The organism is Tabrizicola sp., from assembly GCF_031377265.1.
Taxonomy (GTDB): Bacteria; Pseudomonadota; Alphaproteobacteria; order Rhodobacterales; family Rhodobacteraceae; genus JAUYQR01.
Map to the genome: position 1 here is coordinate 1 of NZ_JANMET010000318.1, position 16,169 is coordinate 16,169.

The window sequence follows — 16,169 nt, forward strand, 5'->3', positions numbered from 1 at the left end:
ACCGGATACCTGCTGCTGCTGGCCTTTGGCCGCAATGGGCCGGTAGGGGCGCTGCTGTTCGACTGGTTTGGCGTCACGCTGGCGTTTCGCTGGACCGGGGCCGCACTTGCCGCCGCGGTGATGGCCTTTCCGCTGATGGTGCGCGCGATCCGGCTGGCGCTGGAGGCGGTGGACCCCAGGCTGGAGGCCGCTGCCGCCACCCTGGGGGCCAATCGCGTCGTGGTGTTTGCCACGATCACGCTGCCGCTGATCCTGCCGGGCATCATTGCGGGGGCCATCCTCGGCTTTGCCAAAGCGATGGGCGAGTTTGGCGCGACGATAACTTTCGTGTCGAACATTCCGGGCCAGACCCAGACCCTGCCATCGGCAATCTTTACCTTCCTTCAGGTGCCGGGGGGCGATGCTTCGGCGCTGCGGCTGGTGCTGATTGCGATTGCGGTGGCGATGCTGGCGCTGTTTGCATCCGAATGGGTATCGCGCCGGGTGGCAGACAGGATCGCGGGAAAATGACGCTGAGCCTGTCCCTGCAGCACCGTTTTGCCGGCTTCAGCCTTGATGTGGCGTTTGAGGCACCGCCGGGGCTGACCTGCCTGTTCGGGCGGTCAGGGTCTGGCAAGACCACGGTGATCAACGCGGTGGCGGGGTTGCTGCGGCCTGATGCGGGGCGGATCGCGCTTGGTGAGACCGTGTTGCTGGGGCCGGGAACCTGCCTGCCCACGCATCGGCGGCAGGTGGGCTATGTGTTTCAGGACGCGCGGCTGTTTCCGCATATGACGGTGCGCCAGAATCTTGCCTATGGTGGCTTTGTGCGCCGCCGCCCGGCTGCGTCGTTTGACCAGGTTGTCGCCCTGCTGGACATCGGGCCGCTGCTGGACCGCCGCCCCGGCGCGCTGTCGGGGGGCGAGCGCAGCCGGGTGGCGATTGGCCGGGCGTTGCTGTCGGACCCGCAACTTCTGTTGATGGACGAACCGTTCGCCGCGCTGGATGCCGCACGCAAGGCCGAGATCCTGCCCTATGTCGAACGGCTGCGCGACGAGACGCGGCTGCCGATCCTGTATGTCAGTCACGCGCTGGCCGAAGTGGCGCGGCTGGCCACCACGATCATCGTATTGGAGCGGGGCCGGGTGCTGTGCGCGGGGCCTGCAGCCGAGATCCTGTCAGACCCCGAAACCGCGCTGCATCTGGGCTTGCGTGACGCGGGGTCGATCCTGACGGCGGTTGTGGCGGGGCAGGACGGCGACGGTCTGACCCGGCTGGAGACGGGGGCCGGGCCGATCTGGCTGCCCTCGGTGGCAGGCCCGCCGGGGCGGCGCGTGCGCATCCGGATTGCAGCACAGGATGTGATCCTGGCGCGCGACCGCCCAGCCGGGCTTTCGGCGCTGAACATCCTGCCGGCGACGGTGATGTCCGTCCGGGCAGGCGAGGGGCCGGGCACGCTGGTGCAGCTTGATCTGGCCGGTCAACGGCTTTTGGCGCGGATCACCCGGCGGTCGGCAGCGGCGCTGGGTGTGGTGCCGGGACTGGCGCTGCATGTCATCGTGAAATCGGTGTCGGTAGCGCAGGGCGATGTGGGAAGTAGTGCTGATACATCCGAGGGTTGAGCGGGGCCTCGCCTGCGATGGGCGGTGATTCTTTTGCCCCCGTTCTGCGCCGACAAGGCCAACCGGGCCGATTTGCCGAAGTATCGGTAACACCGACGCTTTCCGCCAGCTTTGGCCAAGAAGTGTCGCTTTCGCCTTCAGTCGCATGCAATGCTTCGTTGACATGCCTACCGGAAAAAGGAGTAAGCTGCGCCTGCAGAAGCATCCGGGCAGTGTTGCCAAGATTCTGTTACAGGTGGCAGCGAGTGTGCCTTTGCATCCGGATGTGACCTTGACGATTGGCTTGGTCACAACAAGAATTGGCCAAAACAAGAACCGGCCTGAAAAAGGCCGGAGACGACGAACCGGGGACGATACGTTGCCTCCACCATCTGACAACTTGGGAGACTGACCTTGAAAAACACAACCTCCGCCTTCAGCCGCCGCCGGTTCCTGCAAGGGTCCGCCGCTGGTGCAGGCATCCTCGCCGCTCCGGCGCTGATCTCGTCCAAGGCGCTTGCCTCGTCGGGCGAGCTGAACTTCACCGGCTGGGCCGGCTATCCGGCCTTGTCGGAAAAAGTGTTTCCGGCCTTCACCGCCGCCACCGGCATCACGGTGAACTTCACCGAACAGCCTGACCAGGACACCATGTTCGCCGCGGCGAAAGTGGCGCTTGAGGCTGGCGGGATCGACATGATCGAACCGACCATCGACCGTTGGGGTGGCTGGAACTCGAACGGCCTGCTGCAGCCCTTCGATGCGGCCAAACTGGCGATGGACAACTACCTGCCAGGTCTGGCAGATGGCGCAGCGGGCACCCGTTCGCGCGATGGCGACAATCTGATGTACGTGCCGTCGAACTGGGGCACCGAAGCGATCGTCTATAACAAGGAAAAGGCTGTCCTCGGCGATGCGCCGTCGCTGGGCGCGCTGTTTGACCCGGCCAACCAGGCTGTGGTGCGTCCGCATTCGGCACTGGCTGCGATGGGCCGCTGGCTCGACGCGCAGGGCAAGCTGCCCTACCCGTGGCTGGACGGCTATACCGACATGGCCAAGATGGTCGAGCTGTGGGACATAGCACTGGCCGAGGCCGTGAAGGCCAAGGGCAATGTGGTGCAGTTCTGGTCGGGCGAAAACGAAGCCAACGCGGGCTTTGTGGCGAACGGCGCGACCGTGGGCCTGTGCTGGGATTCGACCGGCTACAACCTGCGCAATGACGGCTATGGCTATGCGGCCCCGGTCGAGGGTGCGTTTGCGTGGCACCAGGGTTTTGTGCTGATGAAGAACGCCGTCAACGTCGATCAGGCGCACGAGCTGGCCAAGTGGGTCTCCACCGGCGAAGGTGCTGCGATGTGGGCGACCGCCTTCTCGTCGAACCCGGTGGGCAAGGGTGCGGGCGACATGCTCGACCCTGAAGTGGCAGCCTACTACAACGCTGCGTTCGACGACGCCAAGCTTGCCGCCCTGTGGTGGTGGCCTGACCAGTCGGCCGAGTTCATCGCCAAGCGCGGCGAGTATGCCGACAAGTACAAAGCGTCCTGATCCGGGCCGCATGACAGTAACGCCGGGTCCGCAGGGACCCGGCGTTTTTCTTTGTATATCAACGCTGTACGGTGTCACAAACAGACCGCGCCAAACCGCAACAATTCTGTCATAAAACTATTTCATGGGGTCATTAGCCGGTCTTCATGACGCCGCACCGGGGGTGCGATGTCGCGCAATCCGTATGGTCGGATTACCCAAAAGGAGACGTCAATTGTCCACCTCATCAACTGTCAGCCGCCGCGGATTTCTTTCGCGCACTGCTGTCGGTGCCGCAGCGCTTGCCGCGCCATCCATCATCTCGTTCAAGGCGCTGGCCTCGTCGGGCGAGCTGAATTTCACCGGCTGGGCCGGCTATCCGATGCTGGCGGAAAAGGTGTTTCCGGCGTTTGAAGCCGCCACCGGAATCAAGGTGAACTTCACCGAAGTTCCTGACAACGACACGATTTTCGCCAATGCCAAGGTGGCGCTGCAATCCGGCGGCATCGACATGATCGAACCGACCATCGACGCGGTTGGCCAATACTATTCCAACGGGCTGATCGGTCCTTGGGATGCGTCGAAGCTGGCGATGGACAACTATCTGCCCGGTCTGGCGGATGGTTCGGCTGGCGAGCGGTCGATGAAGGATGGCAAGCTGATGTATGTGCCCTCGAACTGGGGCACCGAGGCGATTGTCTACAACAAGGAAAAGGCAGTGCTGGGCGAGCCCGCATCGCTGGCCGCACTGTTTGACCCGGCAAACCAGGTTGTGGTGCGCCCGCGTTCGGCACTGGCCGCAATGGGCCGCCTGCTGGAAGCGCAAGGCAAGCTGCCGTTCCCGTTCATCGAGGGTTACACCGACATGGACAAGATGGTCCAGATCTGGGACCTGGCCCTGGCCGAATGCGTCAAGGCCAAGGCCAATGTGGTGCAGTTCTGGTCGGGTGAAAACGAAGCCAACGCAGGCTTTGTGGCCAATGGCGCGACCGTGGGCCTGTGCTGGGATTCGACCGGCTACAACCTGCGCAATGACGGCTACGGCTATGCCGCACCGGTGGAAGGCGCGTTTGCCTGGCATCAGGGGTTCTCGTTGATGGCCAATGCCGTCAACGTGGAACAGGCCCACGCGCTGGCCAAATTCGTCTCGACCCCGGAAGGCGCTGCCGGTTGGGCAACCGCGTTCTCGTCGAACCCAGTTGGCAAGGGTGCTGCTGCAATGTTGAGCCCGGACGTCGCGGGCTATTACAACTCCGCCTTCGACGACGCCAAGCTGGCGGCGCTGTGGTGGTGGCCTGACCAGTCGGCCGAATTCGTCGCCAAGCGCGGTGAATATGCCGACAAGTACAAGGCCTCCTGATCAGGGCTGATTAATGGGCGCGCCGGGTCTGCAACGACCCGGCGTTGCTTTTTTAAACGAGATTGGGCCGAATTGGTGGCCAAAGCGGGCTAAACCGATTGCGTGACTGCTGCCGCCTGTTAAGTTGACTGGCAAGACAACAAAAGACCTGTGGGGATGGGAACGCGTCAATGAGCGCTGGGATTGATCTAGATAACGTCGTGTGTGATTTCGGCTCGTTCCGGGCGGTCGATCATGTGAATGTAAACATCCAGCCGGGCGAGTTTTTCTCCTTCCTCGGCCCATCGGGTTGCGGCAAGACCACGATTCTGCGGATGATTTCGGGCTTTATCGAGCCGACCGAAGGCGTGATCCGCATTGGCGGCAAAGACATGAAGGGCCAGCGTCCGAACCAGCGCCCGACCGCCCTGATCTTTCAGAACCTTGCGTTGTTCCCGCTGATGCCGGTGTGGGAGAATATCAGTTTCGGGCTTGAAGTGCGCGGCGTCGACAAGGCCAAGCGCCGCGCCCGGGCCGAGGAATTGCTGGCGCTGGTCGATCTGCCGGGGGCGGGTGACAAGATGATCAGCCAGCTTTCGGGCGGCCAGAAACAGCGGGTGGCGATTGCCCGCGCGCTGGCGGTGGAACCCTCGGTGATGCTGCTGGACGAGCCGTTGTCGGCACTTGACCTGAAGCTGCGCCAGAACATGCGCGCCGAGTTGCGCGCCATCCAGAAGCGCACCGGTGTGACCTTTGTCTTCATCACCCATGATCAGGGCGAGGCCTTGGCCATGTCGGACCGGGTGGGCGTGATGAGCCAGGGCAAGCTGCAGCAGGTGTCGAACCCGCGCGACATCTACAACAACCCGGTGAACGGGTTCGTGGCGTCCTTCGTGGGCGAAAACAACATCCTGACCGGCAGCGTTGCCGCACCCGCGGGTGGTTTTGCGGTGATGGACACCCCGCATGGCCGGTTCCGCGCCCGCATTGCCGACGGCGTCTCTGGCGCTGGCGTCAAGCTGTACGTCCGCCCCGAACATATGGTGTTTTCGCCAGCGGCTGGCGCAGAAAACTCGGTTCCCGTCACGATCAGCGAGGTCGCCTTCGAGGGCAATTTCATCTCGGTGCATGCGGTCAGTGACAGTGGCATGACCTTCCTGTCGGAACTGCGCAACGACGGGTCGGCCACGGTTCCGGAGCTGGGCACCAAACTGCATGTCAGCTTTGATCCGGCCCGCGCGGCGATATTGCCCGACGCTGTCGGCGCGAAGGGTTGACCCGATGCAAGAGATGATGAAACGCTACGGCGGCACGTTGACGGCGATGATCCTGCTGCTGACCGCCTTCTGGATTCTGATCCTGCTGATCCTGCCCAATCTGACGATGTTCGAAAGCTCGTTCCGGCCCTATCTGCCGGTGATCGACGTGGGTGGGCCGAAGGACACCTATTCGGTCAACAACTACCTGCGCATCCTTGGTGGCGAAGTGCCGATGTCGATCTTCGGCTTTGAGGCAACCGTGCCGCCGCGGGTCAAGGTGTTCCTGCTGACGATCTTCTATTCCATGGTGGTGACGGTGATCACCTTCATCATGGCCTACCCGCTGGCGTATTATCTGGCCAAGATCGTGTCGCCGAAGTCGCTGCCGACGCTGTTTTTGTTGCTGTTCGTGCCGCTTTGGGTGTCGGAGATTCTGCGGTCCTTCGCTTGGTGGATCATCCTTGCGCTGAAGGGGCCGCTGAATGTGGTGCTGATGTCTCTGGGCATCATCGACACCGAAATCCGTTGGATTTCAGGGTTCAGCCCGGTGATCATCGGTCTGGTCTACACCTATGTGCTGTTCATGATGTTCCCGCTGTTCAACGCGATGCAGTCGCTGGACAGCAACCAGATCGAGGCGGCGGAGGATCTGGGGTCGCCCTGGTGGCGCACGCATTGGCGGGTGATCCTGCCGCATGCCAAACCTGGTATCGCGTCGGGCGCGGTGATGGTGTTCATGCTGTCTGCGGGATCTTTGCTGGTGCCGGCGCTGCTTGGGTCTACGACGTCGGGGTGGTTCACCCAGACCATTCAGGGCGTGATGCTGGAAGAGCAGGACTGGAACACCGGTGCGGCCTTTGCCTTCATGCTGCTGATCGTCTGCACGCTGGCGGTCAGTCTTGCGATGCGGGTGTTCCGCGTCAAACTGTCCGACATCGCGAAATAGGGGGCAGAGATCATGCACAAGACCCGCAACATCCTGTTCCACATCTACATGGTGGCGTTCCTTCTGTACCTGCTGGTGCCCTTGCTGGTGATGGGCGGGGCGGCGTTCAACGACAGCAAGCTGCCCACGATCGTGCCATGGAAGGGCCTGACCGACCGCTGGTTCATCGATCTGTGGAACGACGGCCGCGTCTGGATCGCGTTTCGCAACACCCTGTTTGTGGCCCTCGGCGTGGTTGCGCTGGCGGTGCCAATCGGCACGGCCGGGGCAATCCTGATCAACTCGATCTCGGGCCGCTGGCGGGCCACGTTGTACGGGCTGATGGTGGCACCGATCCTGATCCCCGGGGTGGTGATCGGCATTTCTACCTTGCTGTTCTGGAACCACCTGTCGGTCGGTTCGGGCCTGCATCTGTCGGTGCTGGGGCAGGTCAGCTACATCGCGTCCTTCGTGATGCTCTTGGTGCTGGCGCGGCTGCAAAGCTTCGATGCCGGGCTGGAGGAGGCAGCGCTTGATCTTGGCGCCAGCCACGGCCAGGTGATGCGCCGCATCCTCTTGCCGCATCTTTACCCGGCCATCGGGGCGGGTGCCGCCATCGCCTTCTTCCAGTCGATCGAGAATTTCAACGTCACCCTGTTTACCCGGGGCGGGGCTGATACGCTGACGGTCTATGTGTTCTCCAAGGTCCGCTCCGGCATCACGCCAACGATCAACGCTCTGGCGCTACTCTTGATCCTGTTCACCCTTGGTGCCGCGATCTGGTACGAAATCGCCCGCCGTCGCAAAGCCAGCATCGAAGCCGCGCGTGAGGCCGAAGCCCGCCGGGCAGAGGAGGCAATGGCCTGAAAGGCTGACTGGCCTTTCATCTGTCTCCAAATATCCCACGGGAGGTCCGGAGGGTGTGAAACCCTCCGGGGCCGGCCCCGGGCGCCCCGTTCAAAGTCCGCCCAGCAGCGCGTCACACAGCGCCGATTGCGGATCGGCAAGATCATCGATCACGTTGAAATGGTGCTTGCCCGGTGCTGGCGTCCACGGGCAATCCCATTCCTCCGACAACAGCCGCGCTTGCCACAGGAAGGCGGGCCGCTCCTCCGCCCCAACCCAGACATGCGCCGAGACACCGGCCCGCAGCGCCTGCCGTGCGGGGCTTTCGACTGCGGCTTCGTCAGCGTCAATCCGTAGCACCGTGTTCATCGCGGTTGCGCGCAGCGGCTCCAGCTCGGCCAAAGGCGAAATTGGCACCACGCGGGCCACGTCCACCGTCTGATCGGCACAACCCATTCGCGCGGCCAGATGCCCGCCCGCCGAATGCCCGGTCACCACCACCGACCCCCGGCCCGCTGCCCAGCGGCAGACGGTGGCAATCTCGGCGGTCATTGCGGCGATCCGCGCCTCGGGGGCCAGTGTGTAGGAGGGCATCACCACCGCAAACCCGCGCGCCAGCGGACCGGCCGCCAGATGCGACCAAAGGCTGCGGTCAAACAGGTGCCAGTAGCCGCCATGCACAAACACCACGATCCCGCGCGGCGTGGCATCCGGCAGGAACAGATCCAACACCTGCCTCGGGCCAGGCCCGTAGGCGATAACCTGTTGCGCACGGGCGCCAAGACTTGCACGAAAAGTGGCGGCGTTGGCCTGCCATCGCACCGCGTAATCGGCAGCCCCCGGAATGAAGGCCCCGTTGCTGTAGTCACGGTCCGGATCGGCGGCTGAATAGGGCGGGCGGGTTATGGCTTGCGTCCCGACAGATGCGTCGGGCAGTGTTCGCCGGTGTCCAGCACTGGGATCATCCGTTCCCATATCCCGATGTTCTGGTCGACGAAGTCGCGGCCCACGATATCCTCCGCCTTGCGCCCCAAGGGACCTTTGAGCCGGGAAAGTTCGTCCCTGGCCTCGCGTCGATACCATTCGTTGCGTGACCGCGTCGCCACTTCGACAAACCCCGCCGCTTCCATTGCAGCCTGATATTCAGCAGGCGTTGCCATGCCGAAGTCGAGGCCCTCTGCCTCGATGTAAGCCTGCATCGCGGGCGAGGGTACCTCGGTCCCGATCAGCCAGTCCGAAGCGAGGAACCGCCCCCCCGGTTTCAGCACCCGGTAAACTTCGGCCATCAGTGCCCGCTTGTCGGGGATATGCACGATGGAATCCTTGGAAAACACCACATCGAACGTGGCTGGCGGAAACGGCAGCGGCCCCGGCGCTACCTTCACCAGCCCGATCCGCCCGGTCAACCCGCGCCCCGCCACCAGGGCGCGCGCATGCTCCAGCACCGCGTCCTCGACGTCGATCCCGGTGACGTAGCCCGCACCGATGCCCTCCACCAGCGCGATGTCGATGCCGCCAGCACCGCAGCCGATGTCGAGCACCGAAAGCCCGCGGATATCCTGCTCCCCGACGATCCGGCCAACTTCGGCGGTGCCGCCGGGCGACAGGAAGCCTTCGCCCCAGATTGCCTCCAGCATGGTGATCATCTGATCCGGGTAATGATCCGTCACATCACGGCTCCGATCTGCCAGGGCACGAACTCCGCGCCGCCAAAACCCAGTTCCTCCGAGAAGGTCTTCTGCCCCGAGGCCACGGCAATGATTTTTTCCAGAATCTCCGCTCCCTTCGCCTCGATGCTGACGCCATCAAGGATATCGCCGCAGTTGATGTCCATGTCTTCGGCCATTCTGGCATACATCTCGGAATTCGTCGCCAGCTTGATGCAGGGCGAGGGTTTGTAGCCGGAAACGGAGCCGCGCCCGGTGGTGAACACGATCATCGTCGCCCCGGATGCGATCTGCCCGGTGACGGAACAGGGGTCATAGCCGGGGCTGTCCATATACACGAAACCGGGCTCGGTGATGGCTTCGGCAAACTTGTAGACGCCGGACAGGGGGGCCGTGCCGCCCTTGGCCACCGCACCAAGCGATTTCTCAAGGATCGTGGTCAGCCCGCCCTTCTTGTTGCCGGGCGAGGGGTTGTTGTCCATCTCGCCGCCATTGCGGGCGGTGTAGTCCTCCCACCAGCGGATGCGCGCGATCAGCTTTTCTCCAACCTCTGGCGATACGGCGCGGCGGGTCAAGAGATGCTCGGCTCCGTAGATCTCGGGCGTTTCCGACAGGATGGTGGTGCCGCCCATCTGCACCAAAAGGTCGCTCGCGTGCCCAAGTGCGGGGTTGGCGGTGATGCCGCTGTATCCGTCCGACCCGCCGCATTGCAGCCCGATCATCAGCTTCGAGACCGGCGCAGGCGCGCGGGCCACCCGGCTTGCCACCTCGGCCATTTCGCGCAAGACGCGCAAGCCTGCCTCGATCGTCGCCCGCGTGCCGCCGGTCTGCTGGATCGTCATGTAGCGGAAATTGCCATCCGGGCGCAGGCGGCCTTGCCCCACAAGGTCGGGCACCTGCATCACTTCGCACCCCAGGCCGACCAGCAATATCCCCCCGAAATTCGGGTTGCGCGCATAGCCCTTAAGGGTGCGCATCAAGGTGTCGTAGCCCTCGTTCACGCCCGACATGCCGCAGCCGGTGTTGTGCACAATTGGCACAAAGCCGTCGATGTTGGGCATGCCGGCCAGCGTCGGGTCTTTCTCCGCCGCTTCGGCAATGAACCGCGCGACCGAACCGGAGCAGTTCACCGAGGTGAGGATACCCAGATAGTTGCGTGTGCCGACAGTGCCATCGGGCCGGTGATAGCCCATGAACGTGCGTGGCGGCAGCGCGGGTAGGGCGGGGCAATCGCTGCCGATGGCATAGTCGCTGGAATGCGGTCCCATGCCAAGGTTGTGCGTATGGACATGCGCGCCCGGCGCAATATCGTCGGTCGCTTGCCCGATGATCTGGCCATAGCGGATGACCTGTGCGCCTTTGGCTATTGCCTGGGTGGCGATCTTGTGGCCACGTGGCACCGGCCCCGCCAACGCCGCGTCCAGCCCCGGCACCATGCTGCCCGCCCGCAGATCCGACAGCGCGATGACCACATTGTCGCCCGCATGCAGCCGGATGATGCCCTCAGCCATCGGTGTCCCCTTCCTTGACAGCGCGCGCGCCGTGCCTAACATGTTAGCATGTTACAGCCACCCGATCCCTCCTCACAAGAGCAGACCGCACTGCAACGGTTGAAGCCGCTCAGTGCGTTTTCCGGCTCGCTGGGCCAAAGGGTCTACCAGACGCTGCGTCAGGCGATCCTGTCGCTGGCCTATCGCCCGGGTGAGATTCTGCGCAAGCCCGAGATCTGCCAGGCCCTGAACGTATCGCGCAGCCCGGTGGCCGATGCCGTGGCCCGCCTCCAGGTCGAGGGTCTGGTCGACGTGATCCCGCAGGCCGGCACCTATGTCGCCCGCTTTTCGATGCAGGAAATCCGCGAAGGCGCCTTTCTGCGCGAAGCCATCGAAGTGGCCGCCATCGAACGCGTCGCAGGCATCATCACCGATGATCAGCTGCAGCGGCTGCGGCGCAATCTGACGGTGCAGGCGGCACTGGTGACCGACGGCGACATCCCGGGGTTCTACGCGCTGGACGGCGAGATGCACGAGCTGCTGCTGTCGTTCACCGGCTTTGCCAAACTGGCGCAGGTATCCGACACCGCATGGCTGCACGTGAACCGCGCGCGCCAACTGATCCTGCCGGTTCCGGGCCGCATCCAGGCGACGCTTGCCGAACACGGTGCCATCCTCGCAGCTCTCGAAGCGCGCGATCCCGCCGCCGCCCGGCTTGCCACTCAAGCCCACCTGCGCCAGTTGATCACCTATCTTGAGCCGCTGGAACGCGACCGCCCCGATCTGTTCAACCCCAGCTGAAAGCGCCGCTATGACCTTGTCGAACCGGCCCCGCTATGCCGCCCGTCTGAATGCTTTCAAAGTGCCGGGCGGCAATGTGGCCGAGATGATCGCGGGCGCGGGCCGGGTCGGGGGCCTTTCCGCCGCCGACCTGAACTATCCTGATCATTTTGCAGATCACACCCCGGCGCAACTGCAGCGCTTGCTGTCAGATCAGGGCATGGCGCTGAACGGTCTGGCGATGCGCTACTATACCGACCCCGGCTTCCGGCTGGGTGCGTTCACCCACCCCGATGCCGCCATCCGCCGCAAGGCGATTGATCTGACCAAAAGCGGCATCGACGCCTGCGCTGCAATGGGCGGTACGCAGATGACGCTATGGCTGGGGCAGGACGGTTTTGACTACAGCTTTCAGGCCGATTACGCCCGGATGTGGGATGACACCCTCGCCGCGATCGCCGAGGTTGCCGACCACGACCCCGGCATCGATATTGCGGTGGAATACAAACCGAATGAACCGCGCGCTTTCGCCCTGATGCCCGATATGGCAACCACTCTGCTGGCGCTGAAGGACATCAACCGACCCAACACCGGCGTCACCCTCGATTTCGCGCATGTGCTCTACGCTGGCGAGATGCCGGCCCAGGCCGCCCAGCTTGCTGCCCGCCATTCCCGCATCCTTGGCGTCCACCTGAACGACGGCTATGGCAAACGCGATGACGGGCTGATGGCGGGCAGCGTCCATCCCGTGCAAACCGTGGAGCTGTTCGTCGAGCTTGCGGGTGCCGGGTACGACGGGGTGATCTATTTCGACACGTTCCCCGATCATTCCGGTCTTGATCCGGTGCAGGAATCCCAAACCAACATCCGCCTCACCGACCGTCTTCGCGTCATCGCCGCCAGCCTCTCGGCAAACCCGGCCCTCGCCGAAGCTCAGGCCCGTCAAGACGCCGCTGCCACCACCCGCATCGTGATGGGCGCGCTGTATGGCGCCTGAACCGCCTTCAAGGCCATTCCCCTTCCCAAATATCCCCGCCGGAGGCACCCGGCGCCGGCACGGGCTTGCCCGCGCAGGCGACCACAAAAGGCTTGCGCCGCAGGCGCTCCGCTAGACAACCGCTGCAACGGGCGCGCCTTCGGCAATCAGCCCCTCGGCCTTCAGCGCCGCCCACAGCGCGTCCGGCACCACCGCCGCAGCTGCCGCCATGTTGCTTGCCATCTCCGCCACGCCCTGCCCGCCGGGAATGACGCTGACCGTGGCCGGATGCAGCAGCGCAAAGCGGAAGGCCGCATCCACCAGCCGCACGCCATGTGCCGCGCAGACCGCCTGCAACCGTCGCGCCCGCGCCAGCACCGCCTCGGGCGCGGGCGCATAGTTGAACATCGCGCCGGGGCGCGGCCCGGTCGCCAGAATGCCGGAGTTATAGGGCCCGCCGATCACCACCCCCACGCCACGCGCGCCAGCGGCATTCATGAACGCCAGCGCACCTTGTTCCAGCAAGGTATAGCGCCCGGCCAACAAGAACAGATCGAAATCCCCCCGCTCCAGCAGCCACTGGCAGGCCTCCGCCTCGTTCAGCCCGGCCCCGAAGGCGCGGATCACGCCCTCGTCGCGCAAGCGCTGCAACGCGCGGTAGCCGCCCGCCATGAATGCCTGCTGCAGCGGTAGCAGAGCCTCGGGCGAGCCATGGGTGAACAGATCAAGGTCATGCGCATAAAGCACATCGACCCGGTCCAGCCCCAGCCGCTCCAGCGACATCTCAAGGCTGCGCAGCACGCCGTCATAGGAATAGTCGAACACCTCGCGCCGGGCCGGCACGTCGATCCATTTGCCGGTCCCGTCACGCGCCTCGGGTGCCACCACGCTGAACAGCCGCCCGATCTTGGTGGAAATCACATAGTCGCCCTGCGGCTTGCCGCGCAGAAAATGGTTCAGCCGCGTCTCCGACAGGCCAAGTCCGTACAGCGGCGCGGTGTCGAAATAGCGCACGCCGGCGGCCCAAGCCGCCTCCAGCACCGCCTGCGCCTCGGCTTCGGAGACCGCTTTGAACAGATTGCCCAAGGGGGCCGCGCCAAACCCCAGTTCGGTGAACCGCAAACCGCCATTGCCCAGCCGGTCCCACGCCCTTGTCTTCTGCATCGCCGCGCCTCCCGGTTTTGCTGACATGCTAGTATGACGGCGCTTCCCGGCCAACCGCTTTCGCGCTAGCCTGCAGCGGGATGGAGGATCAAATGACCCGGTTTCAACAGGTATTCGGCGCGAGAAAGCCAGTCATCGCGATGGTCCACCTTGGGGCCATGCCGGGCACGCCCTTGCACGACAGTGCAGGCGGCGTTGCGGCCATTCTTGCGGCGGCGGCGGCGGATCTTACGGCCCTGCAAGCCGCCGGGGTCGATGCGGTGATGTTCGGCAATGAAAATGACCGGCCCTATGAGTTGAAGGTGGACGTAGGCTCCACTGCCACAATGGCCTATGTGATCGGGCGGCTGCGCGACCAGATCACCGTGCCGTTCGGCGTCAACGTGCTGTGGGACCCGATGGCCACGATGGCGCTGGCTGCGGCCACCGGGGCGGCCTTCGTGCGCGAGATTTTCACTGGCACCTATGCCTCCGACATGGGGCTTTGGGCACCCGACGCTGCGGCCGCCCGCCGCTATGGCCAGCGGCTCGGGGCCGGGGCTGTGGCCACGCTCTACAACGTCTCGGCCGAATTTGCAGGCTCGCTCGATCCGCGTTCCTTGCCCGACCGCGCCCGATCTGCCGTATTCTCCTCGATCCCCGATGCGGTGCTGGTGTCCGGTGCGATCACTGGCGAAGCGGCAGCGATGCGTGATCTTGAAGCCGTCAAGCACGTCCTGCCCACCACGCCCGTCCTTGCCAACACCGGGGTGAAACATGCCACCGTGGCCGATGTTCTGGCGGTGGCCGATGGCTGCATTGTTGGCTCGGCGCTCAAGGTCGGTGGTGATACCTGGGCTGCTGTCGATCCCGACCGCGCCCATGATTTCATGGCCCGCGTCCGCCAGGCAAGGGGGCACTGATGGATTTCATCTGTCCAGAAATATCCTCGGGGGGGCGCGCAGCGCGGGGGGCAGACAGCCCCCCTCAACGCCCGGCGAAAGGCGCCGCAGATGCGTGAGTTGCTCACCGAACTGATGCTGATCCCGGGTCTGTCGGGCTACGAACACCGCGTCGCGGCTGCCATCGCGGCCCACCTTGACCGCCTCGGCCTGCCGCACCGGTCCGACCGGCTGGGCAACCTCAGCTGCACCATCCCAGGCGATCCGGCACTGCCCTCGGTGATGATCTTCACTCATATGGACCAGCTTGGCTTCATCGTCCGCAAGGTGGAAGCCTCGGGCCTGATCCGTCTCGAACGCCTTGGCGGCGTGCCGGAACGCGCGCTGCCCGCGCAGGCGGTCACACTATGCACCGATCAGGGCGACATCCCCGGCGTCATTGCCAACAAATCCCACCATGCAACCACGCCGGAAGAGAAATACAAGGTCCTGCCCTACGCCGAGCTTTACGTCGACGCAGGCTTCAGCTCCAAGGCCGAAGCCGAGGCGGCAGGTATCCGCATCGGCACCCCCGTCACCTATGCCCCCCGTGTCATCCCGCTACACGGCACCCGGATCGCCGGCACCTCGGTCGATGACCGTGCCGGCTGCGCGGTGCTGCTCTCCCTCGCTGCTGCGCGGCACACCAAACCCGGCCCCACCCTGCACCTCGTCTGGTCGGTGCAGGAGGAATACAACCTGCGCGGCGTGCTGCCCGCCGCCACCGCCCTTGCCCCCGACATCGCGCTGCAGATCGACCTTCTGCTGGCCTGTGATACCCCCGACATGACGGGGCGCGGCGAGGTGACGCTGGGCGGCGGGCCAGGGATCAGCCTTTATTCCTTTCACGGTCGCGGCACCCTGAACGGCGTCATCCCGCACCCCGCCCTGGTCCGTATGATGGAAGACGCCGCCGGGGCCGCCCATTTGCCGCTGCAACGCTCGGCCCATACCGGCGCGCTGACCGACCTCAGCTACATCCAGTTCATGGGGCCGCAAGGGGTCGCCTGCCTCGATGTCGGGTTCCCGATGCGCTATTCGCACTCCGCGCTCGAGGTGGTCGATCTGACCGATTTGGCCCAGCTTGTCACCCTGCTTGACACCGCGCTTGACCACATCACGCCAACCCTGCAATTGACACGCAAACCATGACCCATACCATTGGCATCGACATCGGCACCTTCGAGACCAAGGGCGTGCTGGTCGCCGAAGACGGCAGCATCACCGCCAGCGCAAGCCGCGCCCACCAGATGATCGTACCGCGTCCCGGCTGGGCCGAACACCGCGCCGAGGAGGATTGGTGGGGCGATTTCGTCCATGTCACCAAGGCCTTGTTGGCGCAATCGGGCCTTGACCCCAAGCGCATCAAATGCGTCGCCGCCTCGGCCATCGGCCCCTGCATGCTTCCGGTTGACGCCGCAGGCACACCATTGATGAACGGCATCCTTTACGGCGTCGACACCCGCGCCAGCACCCAGATCGCGGCCCTGAACGCCCAGATCGGCGAAGCGCGCATCTTGGCCACCTGCGGCAATGCGCTGACTTCGCAATCGGTGGGGCCAAAGATCCTGTGGCTGAAGGACACCCACCCTGAGCTTTTCGCCCGCACCGCGAAAGTGCTGACTTCGACCAGCTATCTCACCTGGAAACTGACCGGCGCATACGTCATCGACCATTACACCGCCGCCAACTTCTCACCGCT

Annotated in this window: 16 protein-coding genes; 12 read left to right on the forward strand and 4 right to left on the reverse strand. The window is 64.4% G+C overall.

Translation table 11 applies throughout. The features are described 5' to 3' along the window. From modB to RMO18_RS17295, 7 genes are all read left to right on the forward strand, one after another. Positions 1-510: molybdate ABC transporter permease subunit (gene modB / locus RMO18_RS17265; protein ID WP_309667578.1), on the forward strand; the 510-nt coding region annotated here is incomplete at its 5' end. Continuing rightward, complete coding sequence (modC, locus tag RMO18_RS17270) at positions 507-1,601, forward strand: molybdenum ABC transporter ATP-binding protein (RefSeq protein ID WP_309667579.1); 1,095 nt, start codon at positions 507-509, stop codon at positions 1,599-1,601. The genes modB and modC, both read left to right, overlap by 4 nt. A gap of 393 nt (positions 1,602-1,994) precedes the next feature. Then, positions 1,995-3,122 (forward strand): extracellular solute-binding protein, encoded by a 1,128-nt coding sequence (locus tag RMO18_RS17275; protein WP_309667580.1) that lies wholly within the window; start codon positions 1,995-1,997, stop codon positions 3,120-3,122. 214 nt (positions 3,123-3,336) lie between these two features. Then, positions 3,337-4,461, forward strand: coding sequence for an extracellular solute-binding protein (locus tag RMO18_RS17280; protein WP_309667581.1), 1,125 nt, complete (start codon positions 3,337-3,339; stop codon positions 4,459-4,461). Between the two features lie 170 nt (positions 4,462-4,631). After that, a complete protein-coding gene (locus RMO18_RS17285) occupies positions 4,632-5,717 on the forward strand; it encodes an ABC transporter ATP-binding protein (protein ID WP_309667583.1) in 1,086 nt (361 codons plus the stop codon). A 4-nt stretch (positions 5,718-5,721) separates the two neighbouring features. Continuing rightward, complete coding sequence (locus RMO18_RS17290) at positions 5,722-6,645, forward strand: ABC transporter permease (RefSeq protein WP_309667584.1); 924 nt, start codon at positions 5,722-5,724, stop codon at positions 6,643-6,645. 12 nt (positions 6,646-6,657) lie between these two features. Next, positions 6,658-7,491, forward strand: coding sequence for an ABC transporter permease subunit (locus RMO18_RS17295; protein ID WP_309667585.1), 834 nt, complete (start codon positions 6,658-6,660; stop codon positions 7,489-7,491). Positions 7,492-7,581: 90 nt separating this feature from the next. Here RMO18_RS17295 and RMO18_RS17300 read toward each other — a convergent pair whose 3' ends face one another. The 3 genes from RMO18_RS17300 to RMO18_RS17310 are packed head-to-tail and all read right to left on the reverse strand — an operon-like array spanning position 7,582 to position 10,648. Beyond that, positions 7,582-8,445 carry an alpha/beta hydrolase gene (locus RMO18_RS17300; RefSeq protein WP_309667586.1) on the reverse strand — a complete coding sequence of 288 codons (864 nt, stop codon included), beginning with the start codon at positions 8,443-8,445 and terminating at the stop codon, positions 7,582-7,584. Beyond that, on the reverse strand, positions 8,373-9,140 hold the full coding sequence (locus RMO18_RS17305) for a methyltransferase domain-containing protein (RefSeq protein WP_309667588.1): 768 nt from the start codon (positions 9,138-9,140) through the stop codon (positions 8,373-8,375). The genes RMO18_RS17300 and RMO18_RS17305 overlap by 73 nt, the downstream gene beginning before the upstream one ends. Further along, the gene (locus tag RMO18_RS17310; RefSeq protein WP_309667590.1) at positions 9,137-10,648 is read right to left on the reverse strand and encodes an altronate dehydratase family protein; all 1,512 of its coding nucleotides are present in this window, start codon (positions 10,646-10,648) and stop codon (positions 9,137-9,139) included. Before RMO18_RS17310 ends, RMO18_RS17305 begins: the two co-directional genes overlap by 4 nt. A gap of 48 nt (positions 10,649-10,696) precedes the next feature. On the opposite strand from RMO18_RS17310, the gene RMO18_RS17315 reads away from it, so the two are divergent. Continuing rightward, a complete protein-coding gene (locus tag RMO18_RS17315; RefSeq protein ID WP_309667592.1) occupies positions 10,697-11,428 on the forward strand; it encodes a GntR family transcriptional regulator in 732 nt (243 codons plus the stop codon). A 10-nt stretch (positions 11,429-11,438) separates the two neighbouring features. Continuing rightward, complete coding sequence (locus RMO18_RS17320) at positions 11,439-12,404, forward strand: sugar phosphate isomerase/epimerase family protein (RefSeq protein ID WP_309667594.1); 966 nt, start codon at positions 11,439-11,441, stop codon at positions 12,402-12,404. Between the two features lie 111 nt (positions 12,405-12,515). On the opposite strand, the gene RMO18_RS17325 is transcribed toward RMO18_RS17320, so the two are convergent. Continuing rightward, positions 12,516-13,547 carry an aldo/keto reductase gene (locus RMO18_RS17325; RefSeq protein WP_309667596.1) on the reverse strand — a complete coding sequence of 344 codons (1,032 nt, stop codon included), beginning with the start codon at positions 13,545-13,547 and terminating at the stop codon, positions 12,516-12,518. A 92-nt stretch (positions 13,548-13,639) separates the two neighbouring features. Here RMO18_RS17325 and RMO18_RS17330 point away from each other — a divergent pair, with 92 nt between their 5' ends. From RMO18_RS17330 to RMO18_RS17340, 3 genes are all read left to right on the forward strand, one after another. After that, positions 13,640-14,449, forward strand: coding sequence for a BtpA/SgcQ family protein (locus RMO18_RS17330; RefSeq protein ID WP_309667598.1), 810 nt, complete (start codon positions 13,640-13,642; stop codon positions 14,447-14,449). Between the two features lie 90 nt (positions 14,450-14,539). Continuing rightward, positions 14,540-15,619 carry a M20/M25/M40 family metallo-hydrolase gene (locus tag RMO18_RS17335; RefSeq protein WP_309667600.1) on the forward strand — a complete coding sequence of 360 codons (1,080 nt, stop codon included), beginning with the start codon at positions 14,540-14,542 and terminating at the stop codon, positions 15,617-15,619. Next, the coding region (locus tag RMO18_RS17340; RefSeq protein ID WP_309667601.1) for an FGGY family carbohydrate kinase at positions 15,616-16,169 on the forward strand (554 nt) is incomplete at its 3' end. The genes RMO18_RS17335 and RMO18_RS17340, both read left to right, overlap by 4 nt.